Source organism: Streptomyces sp. NPDC016677 (genome assembly GCF_055562815.1).
Genome location: NZ_JBVHEO010000012.1, coordinates 93156 through 113363, shown reverse-complemented (window position 1 = coordinate 113363; position 20208 = coordinate 93156). Strand labels below are relative to the sequence as shown.

Below are 20208 nucleotides of genomic sequence, written 5' to 3'. Positions count from 1 at the left end.
AAGTTGCCCAGCGAGAGGCGGCAGTGGCTGTTCTTCACGCCCCGCGAGGCGGCCGTCGTCCGGGCGGTGATGGCGCTGCTCGTCCCCGGGTCGCACGAGGCGGACGCCGTGCGGTACGCGGACCGGCTGCTGGGCGCGTTCACCGTCGAACCGCCGCTCGTCTACGCCTCCGGCCGTCCCGACGGCTCCTTCCTTCCCCTGACCCCCGCCCAGCGGACGGGCTGGCAGCGGAGGGTGGCGGAGCTGGGCCGCGTCTACCGCGCCGGAGTACCGGAGTTGGACCGGCTCGCGGGCGGCGACTTCGCCGGCGCCCCGTCCGCGGACCGGCACCGGGCGCTGCGCGCCGTGCCGGCGGAGTTCCGGGAGCTGCTCTTCGACCACGCCGTGGAGGGCACCTACGGCGACCCCGTCTACCGCGGACGCCCGGCCCCGGCGGGTCCCCCGGTGCTCCCCCTGCCGATGTACCCGGTCGGCGGCGGGCCCCGCCCCGACCCCGTCACGCCGTACGGCGGACCGGGTGCCGACCCCGTCGCCGTACTCGCCCGGCACTTCACCGAGGCGGCCCGGTCGCTGGCCGCCGCGGGGGGCTACGGTGGCTGAGCGCGCGGTGGTCGTGGGAAGCGGGCCGGGCGGGTCGACGGCCGCGATGCTGCTGGCCGAGGCCGGCTGGGACGTCACCGTCCTGGAGCGCGGCCCGAGCCACTTCGAGGACCTGCGCGAGGCGGCCCCCCGTCATGTGTTCTCGCCGGACGAGATCAAGGGCCCGGTGCGCGGCTTCGAGTACCCCGACCCGCTCGCGGAGCCCCGTGTCTACGAGGACCGGGCCTTTCCGGGGCGGCCCGTCACCGGGTTCGTCAACGCGTTGCCGGCGGCGGTCGGCGGCGGCTCGGTGCACTGGGACGCCAAGACGCCCCGGCTGTGGGACCTCGACTTCGCCAAGCTCAGCGCGCTGGGGCCGCTGCCGGACGCCGACGTGGTGGACTGGCCGTTCGACTACGCGGAGATCGCCCCGTACTACGACGAGGCCGAGGCGCTCCTCGGGGTGCAGGGCGACCGCGCCGCCCTGCCCGCGCTGACCCTGCGCCGCGCCCCGCGCACCCGGGACTTCCCGATGTCCCCGGGGCCGGACCAGACGTCGTCGGTGCGGGTGGCCGACGCCGCCCGCGGCCTGGGCCTCGCTCCCTATCCGATGCCGATGGCCGCCAACTCCCGCCCCTACGACGGTCGTCCGGCGTGCACCGACTGCGGTACGTGCTGCGGTTACGGCTGTCCGGGCGGCGCCCGCGGCAGCGCCCTGACGGCGTTGCGGCGGGCGGTGCTGGCCGGCGCGGAGGTCCGTCCGCTGTGCACGGCCGTGGCGGTGCGGCACACGGGGCGCCGGGCGCGGGGCGTGGTGTACGCCGACGCCGCGGGCCGGCGGAGCGAACTGCCCGCCGACCGGGTGGTCCTCGCGGGCTCGGCGGTGGAGAGTTGCCGGCTGGCGGCGCTGTCCGGACTGCCGGACCCGTCGGGGCTGCTGGGCCGTCATCTGATGTTCCACTGGTACTCGGTCGCCTACGGCCTGTTCCTCGGCGAGCGGGTGCGCGGTGCGCGCGGCCGGAACATCACCCACGCGCTGGACGACTTCGCCGACCCGGACCAGCCGGGCGCCCGGGAGGCGGCCCGCGCGGCGGGACTGCCGTACCTGCGGGGCGGTGTGGTGGAGCTGGGCGGCGGGCAGCCGGGGCGGGTGCGGGAGGGGCACGTCTACCGGCGGCTGCTGCCGGTGCTGGCGGCGGAGTCGCCGTACGGCCCGGCCTTCGCCCGGCTGATGCGCGAAAGCCCCCTGCGGGACCGGCTGCTCGGGGTGCAGATGCACGGGGAGGACGTCTCCCAGCGGGAGAACCGCGTGACGCTCGATCCGGCCGTCAGGGACTGGCTGGGGGTGCCGGTGCCCCGGATCACGTGGGCGCCGCACCGGCACGAGCTGACGGCGCAGCGGTTCTGTCTGCCACGCCTCGCCGCCCTGCTGCGGGCGGCCGGGGCCGACGCGGTCGCCGCGGTGCCGGAGACCCGTTCGAAGCTCTTCCCCCGGGAACCGGGCGGCGTGCCCGGCAACTTCCACACCCTGGGCGGCCTGCGGATGAGCCACGACCCGGCCGCCGGGGTCACCGACGGGGTGGGCCGGATGCACGCGATGGACAACGTGTTCGTCGCCGACGGCGGTCTGTTCCCCACCTCGGGCGGGCACAACCCGACGCTGACCATCGTGGCCACGGTGCTGCGCAACACCCGGAGGACCACATGAGCGACACGGCCGCCGCCGGGGGCGCCCGGTCCTCCTACCGCTTCGACCCGGCCGCCGCGCTGGGCTGGAAGAACATCGGCCTCGACGGGCTGGGGTGCTTCCTGCGGTCGGTGGAGGCGGTGCTGCTCCACCACGGGTACACCGCGGACGCGGTGGCGCGCGGTCTGACCGTGCCGCTGGACCTGGTGCGGCGCGGCAGCTGGTACGGGCCGCTGAGCGACTTCCCGGCCTGCGCGGTGCGCTGGCGGCTGACCGCGATCGGCACCGGCGGGCGGCACTGGCCGGACATCGCCGCGCTCGTCGGCGGCGGCACGCCGGTGATCCTCATGCCGGACGGCCACCACTGGCCGGGCGACGACCACGAGGGCGCGGAGCACTACCACCACCACATGGTGCTGGCCCACCGGCTGGACGCTCGTGGTCTGCACCTGCTGGACACCGACGCGCCCGCCGAGGACGGCCACCGCCGGGTACTGCCCGTCACCGACGGGCTGCGCGCGGCGTGCACCCGGTACGCGGTGCTGGAGCGGACCGCGCCGCCGGACACCCGCCGCCCGCGCGAGGTGGCCGCCGAGGTACTGCCGCCGTCGCTGGTGCCGCTCGCCGAGGACGTCGCGGAACTGCGCGCGTTCCACGGCACGGTGTGGTCGGGGGCCCGGCTGCCGCTGCTGCTGGCCAAGGGGATGGACGTGTGGGTGCTCGGGGACGTGCAGCCGCAGCTCTTCCTGCTGGGCCACGCCCTCGCCGGGGCCGGCGACCCGCGCACCGCCGACGTCTCGCGGGCGGCGCTGGCGGCGGCGGCCCGCGCGCAGAAGCTCGGCCTGCTGCTGCTCGGACTGCACCGGTTCCGCTCCGAGGGCGTCTATGCCATGGCCCACGAGGAGGTCGCCGTCCTCGCCGACGCCCTGGCGGAACTGCTGCGGGCGACGGCCCGGCACACCGGGTCGCCGCCGCCCCGCGCCCGCGGCGACGGCACCCGGCTGGTGCGGCGCCTGCGCGGTGAGGCCGAGTGGTGTTTCGGCCAGGGCCGGCCGCTGCCCGACCTGTCCTTCGTATGAAGCAACCCGGTTCACAGAGAAGAGGTCACCATGACCGGCAATCCCCCCGACGGCCCGGCGTCCACGGACCGGGCGGCCGTCCTCGACGAGATGCGGACGGTCCTCGTCGAGCAGTGCGAGACACCGCCCGAGGTGGCGCACGGCCTCACCGAGGACGACCCGATGAGCCGCCTCGGACTGGACTCCCTCACCCTCGCCTACGTGTTCACCCACTTCGAGCAGCGGCACGAGGTGACCTTCGACAACGACGACATCGACCCGCAGCGCTACCGCACGGTCGGCGAGCTGCTGGACGTCATCGCCGCGGGCGTCGCCGCGGGCGCGGCGGAGGCACGGTGACCGCACCGGCCGCCTGGACGGGCCCCGACGACCGGCTGCTGATGGACGTGTTCATGTCCCAGTACCGGCTGCCCGCGGTGGCCGCCGCCGACCGTCTCGGGGTGTTCGCCGCCCTCGCCGCCGCCCCGAGCGATCCGGCCGGGCTCGCCGCCTCCCGGGGGTGGGACCGGGCCGGCACCTCGGTGCTGCTCGAACACCTCGCCGCCCTCGGTCACCTGGCCGTGCACGGCGGCCGGTACCACCCGACCGAGGAGACCCGCGTCTTCCTGCTCCCCGACGCCGACGACTACTGGGGGCCCATGCTCGCCCTCGGCTGGGACGAACGCTGCGCCGCCGTACGGGACCTGGTCGCCACCGGCGTCCCCCAGGGCTACCGGGGCCGGGGCATCTGGGAGACCCATGAGCGTTCGCCCCGGCACGGCGAGCGGTTCGCCCGGGCCATGCACGCCCACTCCACCGCGCCCGCCGCGGCCCTGGCCGAGCGGCTCGACCTGACGGACTGTGCCACCCTGCTGGAGCCCGGCGGCGGGGTCGGCACCTTCGCCATGGCCCTCGCCCGGCGCCATCCGCGCCTGCGGGCGACCGTCCTGGACCTGCCGGTGGTCGCCCGGGAGGCGGACCGGCTGCTCGCGCGGGCGGGGCTGGCGGGACGGGTCCGGCTGCGGCCCGGCGACATGTTCGCCGAGCCGTGGCCGGAGGACCAGGACCGGGTGCTCTTCGCGGACGTGCTCGGCGACTGGGACGACGCGCGCTGCCGCGTCCTGCTGGAGCGGGCCCGCGCCGCCCTGTCCGCCGACGGCCGGCTCCTGGTGCACCAGGTGCTGCCCGACGACGCGGCCCGCCGCAGTCCGGCCGTCACCGGTTACTCGCTCGCCCTCGCGGTGATGACCGGCGGCCGGCTGCGCACCTTCGCGGAACTGGCCGCGCTGCTCGGCGCGGCCGGGTTCACCGACTGCTCGGTCACCCCCGGCTACGGCCACTACGCCCTGCTCACCGCCCGCCCCGCCTGAACATCCGGAGACCTCCATGGACAGCCCGCCCCGCGTCACCGCCGTCATCACCAGCCGCGAGCGCTTCTCCTGGGCACAGGAGTCCCTCGAAAGCTTCTACGCCCACACCGACGTGCCGTGCCACGTCGTGTACGTCGACGTGAACTCGCCCCGGGACCGGTGGGCGCGGCTGCGCGCCCTGAGCGACGTGCACGGCTTCACCGCGGTCCGCGTCAACAAGTACGTCTCGCCGAACTGCGCCCGCAACATCGGACTGCGTTACGCGCGCGGCGAGTACGTCGTCTTCCTCGACAACGACGTGGAGTACACGCCCGGTTGGCTCGGTCCGCTGGTCGCCTGCGCCGACGAGGAGGAGGCCGCGATGGTCGGACCGCTCTACCTGCACGGCCCGCTCGACGAGCAGACGGTGCACATGGCGGGCGGCGACATGGAGTTCTCCGGTGTGTGGGGCACCCGGGACTTCACCCAGACGCAGCGGTACTACATGAAGCACCTGTCGCAGGTGCCCGAGGAGGAGCTGCGCCGGGGACGGTGCGACATCATCGAGTTCCACTGCGCGCTGGTGCGCCGCTCGGTCGTCGAACGGGTCGGCGGCATGGACGAGGGGCTGCTGACCACCCGTGAGCACCTCGACTTCAGCCAGCGGGTGCTGGACGCGGGCGGCACCGTGTGGTTCGAACCGGCGTCGGTGATCACGTACCGGATGCCGCCGCCCTTCGCCCGCGACGACCTGCCGTACTTCATGCTGCGCTGGAGCGACGCGTGGACGGCGCGGACCCTGCGGCACTTCGCCGCCAAGTACGGCATCCGGCCCGAGTACGTGGAGCGGGTGGCGAAGAACCGCAAGGGCCGGCAGTGGCTGCTGTTCGAGCAGCTGAAACGGTATCTGCCCGACTCCCTCGGGCCGGCGGGCACCCAGGCGGTCAAGCGGGTCTTCCAGAAGGTCGAACCGGTCGGCAACCGGCTGCTGGTGGAGTTGCTGACCCTGCGCGAACCGGCGCTCGACTGGCACGTCCACCACGGCGGTGACCGCACCGGTTCCGCGCCGGCCTCGGCGGGCGCGGCAGGCGCGGCCCGGTGAGTGCCGGGCCCCGGGTGCTGGTGGTGACCGGCATCCCCGGCAGCGGCAAGTCCACCGTGGGGGCGCTGCTGGCCCGCCGGTTCGACCCCGCGGTCCTCGTCGAGGGGGACGTGCTGCGCCGCATGGTGGTCACCGGCCGCGCCGAGATGACGCCGGACCCGTCACCGGAGGCGCTGCGCCAGTACGGTCTGCGGCTGCGTCACCTGGCGGCGCTGACCCGCTCGTACCACGCCGAGGGCTTCACCGTGGTCGCCGAGGACAACCTGCTGGGCGGGCACCTGGCCCGGTTCGTCCGGCAGCTGGACGGTGTCCGGCCCTGTCATGTCGTGGTCCTCGCTCCGTCCCCGGAGACGGTCCTGCGGCGGGACGCGGGCCGCGCCCGGCAGGCGTACGACGGATCGGGCTGGGACGCGGCCGGACTGGACGCCGTGTTCCGCCGGGACACCGCGCGCATCGGCCTGTGGCTGGACACCACGGGCCGGCGGGCGGAGGAGACGGCCGGGGAGATCCTGGAGCGCCTGGACGAGAGCGCGCTGCCGTGACCGCCGACGTGCACCAGGCGCTGGTGACCCGCGCGGCGGTGCGCCACTGTGCCGGGCTCCTCGGCCCCGTCGAACGGGAGCGGGCCGCGGGGACCCGCGACAGCGCCGCCGCCGACCGGTTCGTCGTGGCCCGCGGGCTGCTGCGCTCGGTGCTGGCGGTACGGCTGGGCGTGCCCCCGCCGGACGTCCCGCTCACGGCCCGCTGCCCCGCCTGCGGGGCGGCGGACCACGGTCCGCCGCGGCTGGCCGGTGCGGGCGGCGCGCGGTGGTCGCTGTCGGTCGCGCACGCGGGGGACCTGGTCGCGGTGGCGGTCGGGGACCGGACGGGTCCGCTCGGCGTCGACGTGGAGACGGCGCGGCGGGCGGCGCGGGTGGAGGAGCTGGCGCCCCGGCTGTTCGGCGCCGGGCAGGGCCCGCGGCTGGCCCGGCTGCCCGTGCCGGTGCGGCGTGCCGCCGTGCTGGCGGCCTGGACGGCGGCCGAGTCGTACGCGAAGGCCACCGGCGCCGCGCTGGGCCCGGCCCTGGCCCGGGTGGGCGCGCGGTTCGACGACCGGGGCCGGGTCACCGTGGCCGGACCCGGTGACCTGGCGGGCTGGTGGGTCCGCGGTGTACCGGCGCACGCCGCCGACTGCGTCGCGGCCGTGACCACCCGGCGGCGGACGGCCGTGCGGGTCCACCCCCGCACCGTCCTGGCCATCGCCGACAGACCGCCCGCCGACCGCCGCACCGTCCTGCCCGCCGCCGGACCGTCCGCCGGCCCGCGCGCGGGCCCGGCCACCGCCGCGTCCGCGCACACCGGGGCATCTACGAGGGGAGAGGTCATGGAAGACACCGAGGACGGCGCGGCGGCACGGTCCGCCGCGCTGGAGGAGCTGGTCCGGGCACGGCTGGCCGAGCGGATCGGGGTGGGCCCGGCCCACGGCATCGGCCGGGAGGAACCGTTCGCGGACCTCGGCGTCGACTCGCTGGACATCGTGGCGGTGCTGGCCACGCTGGAACGGGAGTGCGGCGTCGAGCGGATCGCGGACGGCGAACTGTGGGACCTGGCGGACTCGGTGGGCGCACTGGTCCGCCACCTGTCCGCGCACGGCCGCCCGCCCGGCGGGGCCCGGTGAACGCGGCGGACCCGGTCACGGTCACCGGGCTCGGTGTGCTCTCGCCCGGCGGCGCCGGCGTCGACGCGCTGTGGCGGGCCTGCGCGGGCGGGGAGGTGGCCTTCCGGGCCGTCACGCACTTCGACGCCTCCCGCACCGGCGCCCACCGGGTCGGTCTGGTGCCCGAGGAGGCGACGGGCCCCGGTGCGCCGCCGCCCGGGCATCCGCAGCGGCTGCCGTACCTGGTGCACCGTGCGGTCGCGGACGCCGCGGCCGACGCCGAGAGGCGCGGCGGCCGGGGCGGCTCCCCGCGCACGGTGCTGGTGCTGGGGACCACCGACGGCGGCGGCTTCCCGTCCGGGGCGGCGTGGCGCGCCTGGCACGAGGGGCGGGGGCCGGCGGGGGCGGCCTGGACACCGTACGCGCCGCCCGGCCCGCACTGGCCCGTGGTGCGGGTCGGCAACGCCAGCGCGGCGGGCGCCACCGCGCTGGGGGTCGGCGCGGACCTGCTGCGCGCCGGGGTGGCCGACCGGGCGCTGGTGTGCGGCGCGGACACCGTGACGGAGACGGCGTTCCACGGTCTGGCCTCGCTGCGCACGCTCAGCCCCGGCGGCTGCCGCCCGTTCGCCGCGCGCCGCTCGGGCATCCGGATCTCGGAGTGCGCCGCCGCCCTCGTCCTGGAGCGCGCCGCCGACGCGCCGCTGGCCCGGCTGCGCGGCTGGGGCGGCAGCAACGCGGCGAGCCAGGCCGCCCGGCCGGACGTGGAGGGGATCGCCTCGGCGGTGCGGCGGGCCCTGGCGGACGCCGGCACCGCGCCGGAGGAGATCGGGTACGTCAACGCGCACGCGGCCGGCACCCGCCACGGCGACGTGGCCGAACTGAGCGCCCTGCACGAGGTGCTGGGCGCGCGGCTGCCCCGTGTCCCCGTGGTCAGCAGCAAGGCGGCGCTCGGCCACTGCCAGGGCGCCGCGGGCACCGTGGAGGCGATCGTGACCGTTCTGACCCTGCTGCGCGGCCGGGTGCTGCCCACCCTCGGCCTGGCCGGCCGCGACCCGCGCTGGGACCACCTCAACCTGGGTGACGCTCCCCCGCCGAGTCCGCCGAGGACCGCGCTCACCCTCTCCTGCGGCCTGGGCGGCAGCAACGTGGCGGTGGTGTTCGACCGTGACAGCTGAAGCCGTGACGCCTCGATCCATGACACCTGAATCCGTGACACCCGAATCCGTGACACCCGAATTCGGAGCGCTTGAATCCTCGACACCGCGGATCGCCGCGACCGCCGTACGCCGGTCCGTCCAGGAGCTGCCCGCGATTCCCCGCAGTGCCGCCGACGTGCCCCGGATGCCGCTCGCCGTGCGCGACACGCTGGGTCCCGAACTCCTCGCCACCGCGCGGAAGGCGCTGGCCGCGTCGGGAACCGGGGACGCCCGTCCGCTGGGCTGTGTCACCGCCTTCCACCAGGCCACGGACGCCACCTGCGCGTACATCGCCGAGGTACTGGACCGGCACGGCCCGCGCTGGCTCGCACCGGAGTGCTTCCTGCACTACTCGGCGCACTCGCTGACGGGGCTGCTCTGCATCGGCCTCGGCCTGGAGGGCACCGCGGTCACCCTGACCGGGCCCGCCGGGGGCGTCGACGCGCTGGGGTACGCCGCCTCGCTGATCGCGGCGGGCCGCTGCGAGCGGGTCCTGGTCGCCTCCGCGCACTGGCCGCCGCCCGCGGATCCGGCGCACGCCGGCCCGGTTCCGCTGCGCACGGCCGCCGTGGTGCTGGCGGGCGCCGGCGGCCGGGGCGAGGTCACCGGCTGGCGCCCCGGCGGCGGCCACCCCGCCGTACGGGACACCCCGGACGACGGCGGCGATCCCGGCGAGGCGCTGACCGCCCTGGCCGACTGGCACCGCCGCGGCGCCGGCGCTCCCCTGGAGCTGACCGGCGGCGGCTCCCGTCTGCTCCTGCGCCCGGGAGGCACCGGATGAGCGCGACCGCCTGCCCCGGGACCGTCCCGGACCTGCTCGCGGCCCGGGCCGCCACCGCCGCGCACCGGCCCGCCGTACGGCACCGGGACACCACCCTCACCTGGGCCGAACTGGCCGCGCTGGTGGGCCGGGCGAGGGCACGGCTGCGCCGGGACGGCCCGGCGGCCGGCGCCCGGTCCGGCCTTCTGGCCGGCAACGATCCCGGCACGCTCGTCGAGCTGCTGGCGGCGACCGCCGAGGGACGGGAGGTGGTCCTGTACGACGCCCGGGCCACCGCCGACGAGCGGGCGCGGGTGGCCGCGCGGGCCGGGCTGACCGGCTGGCACACACCCACACCCACACCCGACAGCGGCAGCGGGACGGCGGCGGACGTCGGCGCCGGGCCGCCGGCCGCGTACCTGGACCTCGTCACGTCGGGGACCGGCGGGCTGCCCAAGGTCGTGCGCAAGGACTGGCGGGTGACGGTCGCGAACGCCGCCGCCTTCGTCGCGCTCGCCGGGTACCGCGACGACGACCGCGTTCTGTGCACCACTCCGCTGCACCACGCCTACGCCCTCGGGGTCGCCGTCCTGCCGGCCCTGCTGACCGGCGCCGCCCTGCACCTCGCCCCGCACCCGGCCGCGCCCGCGACACTGGGCCGGCTGATCCGGGACGGCGGCGTCACGGTGGTGCAGAGCGTCCCGTTCCTCTACCGGGCGGTGCTCGCGAGCGGCGTGCCGCTCGCGCCGAACGCGCTGCGGCTGTGCGTCAGCGCCGGGGAGCCGCTGTCCGCCGCGACGGCGGACGCCTGGCGGGACGCCACCGGGGTCGTGCTGCGGGACCAGTACGGGTCGACGGAGTTCGGGCAGATCGCGTACGCGGCCGGCGCCCCCGGCGGCCCGCTGCGCCTGCTGCCCGGTGTCACCGCCCGGCTGCGCGCCCCGGACGGCGCGTGGCTCGCCGCCCCCGGTCCGGACGACGTCGGCGAACTGCACCTGCGTCAGGAGGGCGCCATGCCCGTCGTCTACCGGGGACTGCCCGGCCTGTCGGCCGCCTCCCACCACGACGGGTACTTCCGCACCGGCGACACCGGGCGGCTGCCCGCCCCCGGGTACCTGACCGTGACCGGCCGCGCCACGCGGCGCATCTCGGTGGCCGGCCGCAAGGTCGACCCGCAGGAGGTCGAACGGGCGGTGCTCCAGGTGCCCGGGGTCCGTGAGTGCTGGGTGTCCGCGCCGTCCGAGGGCGCCGGCGGGCCCGGCGACCGGTTCGCGGCCTTCGTCGCCGCCGACGCCGGCGTCACCGAGATCGCCGTGCGCCGGCGGGTGGCGCGCACCCTCTCGGCGTACAAGATCCCCACCCGGTTCCACCTGCGGACGGCGCTGCCCCGCACCGGCACCGGCAAGGTGCACACGGCCCGCCTGTGGCAGGAGGCCGGGTGGTGGGATGCCGGGACGCAGGAGCCCGGCGGGGACGGCGCGGGTCCGCGCCCGGACCTCGGCTCGGAGGAGGCCGACGAGGGCACCCGCCCGGACCTCGGCGGACCGGAGGACGCCGCGTGACCACACCCGTGCACGACGCCGTCTCCCACGGCCGTTACGCCCTCCTCCTGCCGGGCGCCGGTTCCCAGCTGCCCCGCATGGCGAAGAGGCTGTGCGCCTCGTTCCCCTGCGCGGTGGACGTCCTGGAGCGTGCCGCGCGGGCCACCGGACTGGACCTCGTGCGGCTGTGCCGGGAGGGCACCCCGGCCGAACTGGCCACGGCGGAGGTCTCCCACCCGGCGATCGTGGCCACCGGGCTGGCGGCCGCCGCGGCGCTCCGCCGTCACCTGGGCGACCGGTGGGCCCCGCCGGCCGTGGTCGCCGGCCACAGCCTCGGCCACTTCGCGGCGCTGGTCGAGGCGGGCTGCCTGGACTTCGACGACGCCCTGCGGCTGGTGGCCCGGCGGGCCCGGCTGATGAGCGCCCGGACCCGGGAACGGCCCGCCCTGATGGTGTCCCTGGGCGGCACACCGCCCGAGCGGGTCACCGAGTGGTGCGCCGCCTGTCCCGCGGAGCACGGCGTGGTGGTCCCGGCCTGCTTCAACGGCCCCCTCCACACCGTGATCTCCGGTGACGCGGCGGCCGTGCGCGCGGTCGCGAGGCGGGCCCTGGTCCGGCAGGACGTCCGAGTGCGGGAGCTGCCGGCGGGCGTCGCGTCGCACTCGCCGCTGATGGAGCCCGTGCAGCGGGCCCTGCGTCCCGCGCTGGCCGCGGTGCGGCTCTCGCCGCCGGCCGTGCCCCTGCTGCTCAACACCACCGGGCGGACCACCCTGGACGTCGGCACCGTGCGCGCGGACCTGCTGGGCCAGCTCTGCGCGCCCGTGCGCTGGAACGACGGCATGCGCGCCCTGGCCGCCTCCGGTGTCGTCACCGTCCTGGACGCCGGCCCCGGCCAGGTCCTGGCCCGGTACGCCGCCCTGCACGCCGAACTGCGTCCGGTGGCGCTCAACTTCATGCTGCCCCTGCACCGGGCGGTGCCCCTGCCATGACCGACGCCAGCCGTACGACGGGCCGGTCCGTCCTGGTGTTCGGCGGGACCCGGGGCATCGGCCTGGCCGCCGCGGAGGCGCTCGCGGCCCGGGGGCACCGGGTGGCCGTCGCCGCCCGGCACGTGGACGGGCCGGGGCCCGCCGGGCTGTGGGCGGTGCGCTGCGACGTCACCGACGGCGCCCAGGTGGACGCGGCGTTCGCCGGCGCGGAGGCCCGGCACGGACCGGTGGAGATCGTCGTCGCCTGTCAGGGCATGCGCCGCGACGGGCTGCTCCTCCGCACCGACGAGGCGTCCTTCCGGCACGTGACCGACGTCAACCTCACCGGAACCTGGCGGATCGTGCGCCGCGCGGCGCCGGCGATGACCGGCGGCGGATGGGGCCGGCTCGTGCTGGTGTCGTCCGTGGCGGCCGTGCTCGGCACCGCCGGGCAGAGCGCGTACGCGGCGGCCAAGGCCGGGCTGACGGGCCTGGCCCGCGCCGCCTCGCGGGAGCTGGGCCCGGACGGGGTGACGTGCAACGTGGTGCTGCCCGGGTTCGTCGACACGGCGCTCACCTCGGACCTGCCGCCGTACCGCCGCGCCGCGATCCTGGCGGCGACGCCGCTCGCCCGTGCGGGCCGTCCACGGGAGGTCGCCGCCGTGGTGGCGTTCCTCGCCTCCGAGGCCGCCGGCTACCTCACCGGTGCCGTCGTCCCCGTCGACGGAGGGCTCGCGATGGGTCACTGAGCGACCGCCCCCACCCCGCCCCCGCCCGTGCCGCGTCGACCACCGCCCCCTTGTGGAGCCCTCATGCGCATGCTGCTCGTGGACAACCACGACTCCTACAGCCACAACCTGTTCCAGCTGATCGCCCGCACGACGGGCACCGAACCGCTGGTGCTGCCCCACGACGCGGCGCCCCTGCGACGGCTGGACCCGGACGGGTTCGACGCCCTGGTGATCTCACCCGGCCCCGGGCACCCGGGGCGGACCCGGGACCTCGGGTTCACGGACGGGCTGCTGACCCGCTGGCCGCTGCCCGTCCTCGGGGTCTGCCTGGGCCATCAGGCGATCTGTCTGGCGGCCGGTGCGCTGGTCGGGCGGGCACCCGTGCCGCGCCACGGCCATCTGAGCCCGATCCGGCACCGCGGCGACGGCCTGTTCGCCGGGCTGCCGCAGGACTTCACCGGGGTGCGCTACCACTCGCTGGCGGTGGCCGAGCCGCTCCCTCGGGAGCTGGAGGCCACGGCGTGGGCGGAGGACGGCGTCCTGATGGCGGTGCGCCACCGGTCGCTGCCCCGGTGGGGCGTGCAGTTCCACCCGGAGTCGGTGGCCACGGAACACGGCGAGCGGCTGATCGCGAACTTCGCACGGCTGGCGTCCGGCGGTTCCCGGCCCCGCCGGACGCCCGCAAAGCCCGCCAGGACCAGCCCCGCGCGCCCCCCGACGGCACGCGACGCGAGCCCCGCTCTCCGTCCGGCGTCCGCCAGCGCACCACCCCCCTACCGTCTGCACGTACGCGCGCTGCCCTGCGCGCCCGACACCGAGGAGCTGTTCCGCGCGCTGTACGCAGGCTCACGGCACGCCTTCTGGCTGGACAGCTCCCGGGTGGAGCCGGGTCTCGCCCGTTTCTCCTTCCTGGGCGACGCCACGGGCCCGCTCGCCGAGACCGTCCGCTACCGGGCCGGCTCGGGCCGTGTGGAGGTGACGGACGTGGACGGGGCGAGGGCCGTGCCCGGCACGGTCTTCGACCACCTGCGGGCGGGGCTGGCGCGGCGCCGGATCGAACGGCCCGCCCTGCCCTTCGACTTCACCTGCGGCTACGTCGGCTGGTTCGGCTACGAACTGCGCGCCGACTGCGGGGCGGGGGCGCCGGTCCGTCCCTCCGCCGGGGACGACGCCGTGTGGGTGTTCGCCGACCGGCTCGTCGCCGTGGACCACGAGCGGGACATGGCCTACCTGCTGTGTCTGGCCCGCGCCGACCGGACGGACGCGCTGCGCGCCGGCACGTGGCTGCGCCGCACGGCCGAACGCCTGGCCACGCTGCCCCCGGCCCGCCACCGCCCGCTCCCGCTCCCGCCGCCCGGCGGCCCGCTGACGCACCGGCCCGCGCGGGGCGAGGAGCGCTACCTGGCCGACATCCGCCGCTGCCAGGAGGAGTTGCGGGCGGGCGAGAGCTACGAGATCTGCCTGACCGACACGGTCCGGGTGCCGGTGGACGCCGACGGCCTGTTGGCGCACACCGTCCTGCGCCGCCTCAATCCGGCGCCGTACGCGGCCTTCCTGCGGTTCGGCGGCACCGAGGTGGTGTGCTCCTCGCCCGAGCGCTTCCTGCGGATCGGTCCCGACGGCCGGGTGGAGAGCAGGCCCATCAAGGGCACCGCGCCGCGCGGGGCGGATGCCGCCGGGGACGCCCGGCTGCGGGACGCGCTCGGCCGCGACCCCAAGACCCGGGCCGAGAACCTGATGATCGTGGATCTGCTCCGCAACGACCTGGGCCGGGTGTGCGAGATCGGCAGCGTGCACGTGCCCCGGCTGATGCGTGTGGAGACGTACGCGACCGTCCACCAGCTGGTGTCGACGATCCGCGGCACGCTGCGGCCCGGTACCGACGCCCTGGACTGCGTGCGCGCGTGCTTTCCGGGCGGCTCGATGACCGGGGCCCCCAAGCGGCGCACGATGGAGATCATCGACCGTCTGGAAGGCGCTCCGCGCGGGGTGTACTCCGGCTCGATCGGCTACCTGGGGCTGGGCGGGGGCGCCGACCTGAACATCGTCATCCGCACCGCCGTCCGCTCCGGTGGCCGCTGGACGGTGGGCGCGGGCGGCGCCATCGTCCTGGCCTCCGACCCCGCCGAGGAGTACCGCGAGGTCCTCCTCAAGGCCGCCGCCCCGGTCCGCGCGCTGCTGCACGCGGCGCGCGCGCACCGCCCGTCCGACCCCCTCACCCCAGGAGAGAGCATGCCCCTCGACCACCGTCTGCTGGCCGTCCTCGCCTGCCCCGCGTGCACCGCGCCGCTCACGGCCGACGCGTCCGGCACCCGGCTGACGTGCCGTCAGGAAAGCTGCGGCCGTACCTACCCGATCACCGACGGCATTCCGGACCTCGTCCTCGACGAGGAGCCGGCCCGCCCCTGACGGGGGGCTGAGCCGCTGGGGGGAGCGGGCGCGATGACGGAGACGGACGAACCGGTACGCCGGACCGGCGCGACGGGCGGCACCCGTCGCCCGCGCGGACTGCTGACGCTGTGGGGCGTCGAGATGTGGGAGCGGTTCAGCTTCTACGGGATGCGGGCGATCCTCGTCCTGTACCTCGCCGCGCCCGCCGGGGACGGCGGCCTCGGCCTGGCCCCGCACACCGCCGCCGCCGTCTTCGGCGTCTACGGCGCCCTGGTCAACCTGCTGGCGCTGCCCGGCGGCTGGATCGCCGACCGGCTGTGGGGCTCCTACCGGGCGATCGTGCGCGGCGGCGTGGTCATCACCGCCGGGCACACCGTCCTCGCCGTACCGGCCGGTGCCGCCGCCACGTACACCGGCCTGCTCCTGGTCGCCGTCGGCACCGGCCTGCTCAAGCCGGGCGTCTCCACGCTGGTGGGCCGGCTGTACGACGCCGAGGGCGGCCGAGCGGCCTCGGCGGCGGCCCGCCGGGACGCCGGCTTCTCCGTCTTCTACCTGGGCATCAGTCTGGGCGCGTTCGCCGCTCCCCTGATCACCGGCTGCCTCGGCGAACGCGTGGAGTGGCACGCCGGGTTCGGCGCCGCCGCGGCCGGCATGCTCGTGGGTCTGCTGGTGTGCCTACGGGGGCGGCGACGGCTGCCCGTGGAGCGGCGGGCGAGACGGTTGTCACCGGCGCAGACGCGCCGCGCGGTGGCCGTCGGGGGCGCGACGGCGGTGTTCCTGGCGGCCGGGTGCACCGTGGCGCTGCTGTGGGGCCACTCCCTCACCGAGGCGGTGGTGCAGGCGGTCACGCTGCTCACCGTCGCCGTCGCGGTGATGTGCTTCGCGGTGCTGTTCCGCACGGCGGGCCCGGACCCGGTGGAGCGCGGACGGCTGGCCGCCTACGTGTGGCTGTTCCTCGCGGCCACCGTGTTCTGGACCATCGCCGAGCAAGGCGGTTCCCTGATCAGCCTGTTCGTCCGCGACCACGTGGACCGGACGCTGGCCGGCCGGGAGGTGCCGACGAGCTGGTTCCAGTCCCTCGGCCCGTTCTACAGCGTCCTGCTGGCCGGCGCGTTCGCGGCGCTGTGGCTGCGGCTGGGCGGGCGCCAGCCCGGCACCCCGGCGAAGTTCGCACTGGCCCTCGGCGGGCTGGGGCTGGCCTCGCTGGTCATGGCGGGCGCGGGCTGGTCGGCCGGGGCGGGGCGGGTCACGCCGCTGTGGCTGGTGGTGGCGTTCTGGGTGCAGATCGTGGCGGAGATGCTGCTGAGCCCGACGGGGCTGAGCGTCACCACCCGGCTGGCGCCGGTCCGGCTGGCCCACCGCGTGATGAGCCTGTGGTTCCTGTCCGTGGCGCTGGGCAGCGCGCTGAGCGCCCAGGTGGTCCGGCTCTCCGCGGTGTGGCCGCCGGGCCCGTACTTCGCCGTCCTCGGCGCGGCGGCCCTGCTCGCCTCGGCCGCCCTCGCCCTGGCCCGGGGACGGCTGCGGCGGCTGATGCACGGTGTGGCCTGAAGCCCGTGGGAGGGCTGCCGTCCCTCACCCCCGCGGCGGCGCCCCGGTCGCCGACATCCACGCCGCGTGCAGGTCGGCGTACCGGCCGGGCCGGGCGACGAGTTCGGCGTGGCTGCCCTGCTGGACGATGCGTCCGCCGTCGAAGACCAGGACGTGGTCCGCGGCTTCGGCGGTGGACAGCCGGTGGGCCACCGACACCGCCGTACGGCCCCGGGTCGCGTGCTCAAGGGCCCGCTGGAGCCGCTGCTCGGTGGCCGGGTCGACGGCGGAGGTGGCCTCGTCGAGGACGAGCAGGTCGGGGTCGGCGAGGTAGGCGCGGGCCAGCGCCACGAGCTGCCGTTCCCCCGCCGACAGGGCCTCGCCGCGCTGTCCCACCGGGGTGTCGAGGCCCTTGGGCAGCCCGGCCGGCCAGCCCTCCAGACCGAGGTCGCGCAGGGCCCGCCACACGTCCTCGGGGGTGGTGTCCGGCCTGCCGTAGGCGATGTTCTCGCCGATCGTGGCGTCGAACAGGAAGCCGTCCTGCGGCACCATGACGACCCGGCCGCGCAGCGAGGAGAACGGCACCTCGGGCAGCGGTACCCCGCCGAGCGTGATGCGGCCCGCGGTCGGATCGTCCAGCCGGATCAGCAGCTTCACGAACGTCGACTTGCCCGAGCCGGTCTCGCCGACGACGGCGACCCGGCTGCGCGGGGCGATGCGCACCGTCACGTCGCGCAGGACCGGGGGGCCGCCCGGGTAGCCGTAGGTGACGTCGTCGAACCGGATCTCCACCGGTCCCGGGGCGGGCGGGCGGCCCGCCGCCGCGGGGTCGGGCACGTCGACGGGGGTGTCGACCACGGCGAGCGCGCGGCGCCAGCCGGCCAGGGCGTTCTGCAGTTCGTTCAGCACCTCGGTGCTCATCTGCGCCGGTCCGATGAACAGGGTGACCAGGAACAGGAACGCCACCAGTTCGCCCGCGCTCATCCGGCCCCCGATGCCCAGCAGCACGCCGAGGCTCACCACGCCGCCGATGGCCAGCGCGGCGGCGACCTCGCCGCTGGAGAGGGTGAGGGCGACCAGCCGCTGGGCGCGGCTCTGCGCCCGCCGGTGCTCCTCGACGGCGGTGTCGATCCGCCGGCCGATCAGGTCACCCGCGTCGTAGGCGTGGATGACGGCGGCGCCGACGACGGCCTCCCCGGTGGCGGCGAGCATGTCACCGCCGCGGGCACGGACCCGGCCGTACGCCTCGGAGAGCCCGCGTTGCAGCGCGGGCAGGACCAGGGCGAGCGGGGTGAACACCGCCCAGACCATCAGGGCCAGTTGCCAGGAGTAGGCGAACATCACGACGCTGCCGACCAGCAGTTGGCACAGGCTCACCAGGAACATGCCGCCGAACTGGAGGAAGGTGCTGAACTGGTCGATGTCCGCGGTGACCCGGGCGACCAGGTCGCCCCGGCGTTCGGAGGTGAGCGCGGGCGCCGACAGGTCGTGCACGCGGCGGAACACCTTGACCCGCAGGGTGGCCAGGCCGCCTTCGACGCTGCGGTAGAGGCGGTGGTTCATGCGGTAGGTGACATAGGCGGTGGCGAGGACGGCGGCGGCACACACGCCGACCGTGGCCAGGACGAAGCCGGTGCGCGGACCCTGTTCGGCACGGATGCCGTCGTCGAGGGTGAGCTGCACGGCGATGGGTACGACGACCCGGCCGGCGGCGGCGAGGAGCGCGAGCAGCAGCACGCCCAGGAGTCCCTCGCGCAGTCCCGGCGACACCTCCAGGGCCCGCCGGAACGTCGCCCACGCGCCCCGTCCCTCTCCGGTGATGCGGCTGGTGGTGCGGCTGTTCACGCGGTCCTCCCGTCGGTGTCGTGCGGGGCCCGCCGCCACTCCTGGCCGTCCCCGCCGTCCTGGCCGTCCTCCTCGTGCTCGTACGCGGTGACCAGGTCGCGGTAGCCGGGGCAGCGGGCGCGCAGTTCGGCGTCGGTGCCGCTGTCGCGGACCCGGCCCCGCTCCACGTACACGACGTGGTCGGCGAGGGCGATGGTCGCCTGCCGGTAGGCGACGACGACCAGGGTGGAGGGCACCCTGGCCTCGCGGAGCCGGCTCAGGATGCGGGCCTCCACCTGGGGGTCGATGCTCGACGTGGCGTCGTCCAGGACCAGCAGCCGGGGGCGGCGCACCAGGGCGCGGGCCAGTGCGATCCGCTGGCGCTGCCCGCCGGAGAGGGTGGCGCCGCGCTCGCCGACGCGCGTGTCGAGGCCCTCGGGCAGCGCCCGTACCACCTCCGCGGCCTGGACGGCCTCCAGCGCCTCCCAGACCTGTTCGTCGGGCAGCTCCAGGCCCAGCAGGACGTTGCCGCGGACGGTGTCGTCGAACAGCAGGGTCTCCTGCGGGACGAACGCCACGGCCGAGGAGACCTCGCCGGAGCGCATCTCGCGCGCGTCGAGGCCGTCCATCAGCACGTCGCCGCGCACCGGGTCGACGAGCCGCACCATGAGGGTGGCCAGGGTCGACTTGCCGGACCCGGTGGGGCCGACGACGGCGACGGTCCGTCCGGAGCCCACGCTGAGGGTCACGTCGTGCAGGACGAGGCCGTCGTCGTAGCCGTAGCTGACGCCCCGGGTGTCGAGGCTGATCGGGCCGGCGTCGTTCAGCCGCAGCCGTCCGGTGGGCAGGTCGCCCTCGGCGTCCAGGACGTGGCGCACCCGGGCCCAGCCGACGGCGCTGCGGGGCAGTTCGGCCAGCACCCAGCCGAAGGCGCGCACCGGGAAGGCGATCATCGTGAACAGGTAGGCGACCTGGACGAGTTCGCCGACGTTCACGGCCCCCGCGGCGAGCCGGCCGGTGCCGACGGCGAGGACGCCGAGGATGCCCAGGCTGGGCAGGGCGTCGAGCAGCGGGTCGAAGCGGCCGCGGGTGCGGCCGACCGCCACGTTGGCGTCGCGGAGCCGGGCCGCGGCCTCGCTCATACGGGCCGTCTCGTGCTCCTCCAGGCCGAGGGTCTTGACGACCAGGGCGCCGTCGAAGCTCTCGTGGGCGATGTCGCTGGTCTCGGCGCGCAGGGCCTGGGCGCGCTGGGCGAGCGGGGTCAGCCGGCGCTGGTGGACGACGTTGAGCAGGCCGATGGAGGGGAAGACCAGCAGTGCCACCGCCGCCAGCACCGGGTCGACGGCGAACATGGACACCATGGCGGCGACGAGCATGACGGCCACGCCGATGGCGCTGGGCAGCGGCACGATGGGCGCCCAGGCCGCCTCGACGTCGGCGCCGACGTTGGACAGCAGTTGTCCGGCCGGGTGCCGCTGGTGCCAGGAGAGCGGGAGCCGCAGATAGCGCCGGGCGACCTTGCGGCGGTAGGCGGCCTGGAGCCGGAACTGCATGATGCCCGCGCCCACCCGGCGTCCGATGACGCCGACGACCCGCAGCATCGCCACGCCGAAGAGGGCCAGTCCGGCGCCCGCCAGGGCGGCTGCGGTGGTCCGGCCCTCCCGGAAGGCGGGCAGGACGACGTCCTCGGTGATGCGGCCCAGCGTCCAGGAGGTGGCGACCGGCGCCACGCCGTACAGGGCGCTGGCGGCCAGGGCCGCGGTGAAGATCCAGGGTTCCTCGCGCACGGCGACGGCGAGCACCCTCAGACCGCGGCGCAGGGTCGACCGGTCGGTCGCGGACACGGGCTCGGTTCCTTC

At 76.4% G+C, this 20208-nt stretch carries 17 protein-coding genes; 15 read left to right on the top strand and 2 right to left on the bottom strand.

All coding sequences use genetic code 11. From position 1 onward, the window contains the following. The first annotated feature begins 3 nt into the window (after positions 1-3). From ACZ3IG_RS26885 to ACZ3IG_RS26815, 15 genes are all read left to right on the top strand, one after another. Positions 4-600 carry a hypothetical protein gene (locus ACZ3IG_RS26885; RefSeq protein WP_467435252.1) on the top strand — a complete coding sequence of 199 codons (597 nt, stop codon included), beginning with the start codon at positions 4-6 and terminating at the stop codon, positions 598-600. After that, positions 593-2287 carry a GMC oxidoreductase gene (locus ACZ3IG_RS26880; protein WP_467435250.1) on the top strand — a complete coding sequence of 565 codons (1695 nt, stop codon included), beginning with the start codon at positions 593-595 and terminating at the stop codon, positions 2285-2287. Before ACZ3IG_RS26885 ends, ACZ3IG_RS26880 begins: the two co-directional genes overlap by 8 nt. Next, positions 2284-3345 carry a hypothetical protein gene (locus ACZ3IG_RS26875; RefSeq protein ID WP_467435249.1) on the top strand — a complete coding sequence of 354 codons (1062 nt, stop codon included), beginning with the start codon at positions 2284-2286 and terminating at the stop codon, positions 3343-3345. The genes ACZ3IG_RS26880 and ACZ3IG_RS26875 overlap by 4 nt, the downstream gene beginning before the upstream one ends. 30 nt (positions 3346-3375) lie before the next feature. After that, positions 3376-3684: an acyl carrier protein gene (locus ACZ3IG_RS26870; RefSeq protein WP_467435248.1), complete on the top strand. Its 309-nt coding sequence runs from the start codon at positions 3376-3378 to the stop codon at positions 3682-3684. Continuing rightward, positions 3681-4694 carry a methyltransferase gene (locus tag ACZ3IG_RS26865; protein WP_467435246.1) on the top strand — a complete coding sequence of 338 codons (1014 nt, stop codon included), beginning with the start codon at positions 3681-3683 and terminating at the stop codon, positions 4692-4694. The genes ACZ3IG_RS26870 and ACZ3IG_RS26865 overlap by 4 nt, the downstream gene beginning before the upstream one ends. 16 nt (positions 4695-4710) lie before the next feature. Further along, on the top strand, positions 4711-5775 hold the full coding sequence (locus tag ACZ3IG_RS26860) for a glycosyltransferase family 2 protein (protein ID WP_467435245.1): 1065 nt from the start codon (positions 4711-4713) through the stop codon (positions 5773-5775). Further along, positions 5772-6317 carry an AAA family ATPase gene (locus tag ACZ3IG_RS26855; protein ID WP_467435244.1) on the top strand — a complete coding sequence of 182 codons (546 nt, stop codon included), beginning with the start codon at positions 5772-5774 and terminating at the stop codon, positions 6315-6317. The genes ACZ3IG_RS26860 and ACZ3IG_RS26855 overlap by 4 nt, the downstream gene beginning before the upstream one ends. Beyond that, a complete protein-coding gene (locus tag ACZ3IG_RS26850) occupies positions 6314-7432 on the top strand; it encodes a phosphopantetheine-binding protein (RefSeq protein ID WP_467435243.1) in 1119 nt (372 codons plus the stop codon). Before ACZ3IG_RS26855 ends, ACZ3IG_RS26850 begins: the two co-directional genes overlap by 4 nt. Continuing rightward, a complete protein-coding gene (locus ACZ3IG_RS26845) occupies positions 7429-8586 on the top strand; it encodes a beta-ketoacyl synthase N-terminal-like domain-containing protein (RefSeq protein ID WP_467435241.1) in 1158 nt (385 codons plus the stop codon). The genes ACZ3IG_RS26850 and ACZ3IG_RS26845 overlap by 4 nt, the downstream gene beginning before the upstream one ends. A 49-nt stretch (positions 8587-8635) precedes the next feature. Continuing rightward, positions 8636-9388 carry a hypothetical protein gene (locus tag ACZ3IG_RS26840; protein ID WP_467435240.1) on the top strand — a complete coding sequence of 251 codons (753 nt, stop codon included), beginning with the start codon at positions 8636-8638 and terminating at the stop codon, positions 9386-9388. Beyond that, on the top strand, positions 9385-10929 hold the full coding sequence (locus ACZ3IG_RS26835; RefSeq protein ID WP_467435238.1) for a class I adenylate-forming enzyme family protein: 1545 nt from the start codon (positions 9385-9387) through the stop codon (positions 10927-10929). The genes ACZ3IG_RS26840 and ACZ3IG_RS26835 overlap by 4 nt, the downstream gene beginning before the upstream one ends. Continuing rightward, positions 10926-11897, top strand: coding sequence for an ACP S-malonyltransferase (locus tag ACZ3IG_RS26830; protein WP_467435237.1), 972 nt, complete (start codon positions 10926-10928; stop codon positions 11895-11897). Before ACZ3IG_RS26835 ends, ACZ3IG_RS26830 begins: the two co-directional genes overlap by 4 nt. Then, positions 11894-12625: an SDR family oxidoreductase gene (locus ACZ3IG_RS26825; protein WP_467435236.1), complete on the top strand. Its 732-nt coding sequence runs from the start codon at positions 11894-11896 to the stop codon at positions 12623-12625. The genes ACZ3IG_RS26830 and ACZ3IG_RS26825 overlap by 4 nt, the downstream gene beginning before the upstream one ends. Before the next feature lie 63 nt (positions 12626-12688). Further along, entirely contained in the window at positions 12689-15016 is a 2328-nt protein-coding gene (pabB, locus tag ACZ3IG_RS26820) for an aminodeoxychorismate synthase component I (RefSeq protein WP_467435234.1), read from the top strand. 33 nt (positions 15017-15049) lie between these two features. Further along, entirely contained in the window at positions 15050-16546 is a 1497-nt protein-coding gene (locus ACZ3IG_RS26815; RefSeq protein ID WP_467435233.1) for a peptide MFS transporter, read from the top strand. Positions 16547-16570: 24 nt separating this feature from the next. On the opposite strand, the gene ACZ3IG_RS26810 is transcribed toward ACZ3IG_RS26815, so the two are convergent. Then, the gene (locus tag ACZ3IG_RS26810) at positions 16571-18370 is read right to left on the bottom strand and encodes an ABC transporter ATP-binding protein (RefSeq protein WP_467435232.1); all 1800 of its coding nucleotides are present in this window, start codon (positions 18368-18370) and stop codon (positions 16571-16573) included. Beyond that, positions 18367-20193, bottom strand: a complete 1827-nt coding sequence (locus ACZ3IG_RS26805) for an ABC transporter ATP-binding protein (RefSeq protein WP_467435230.1) — start codon at positions 20191-20193, stop codon at positions 18367-18369. The genes ACZ3IG_RS26810 and ACZ3IG_RS26805 overlap by 4 nt, the downstream gene beginning before the upstream one ends. Positions 20194-20208: the final 15 nt, after the last annotated feature.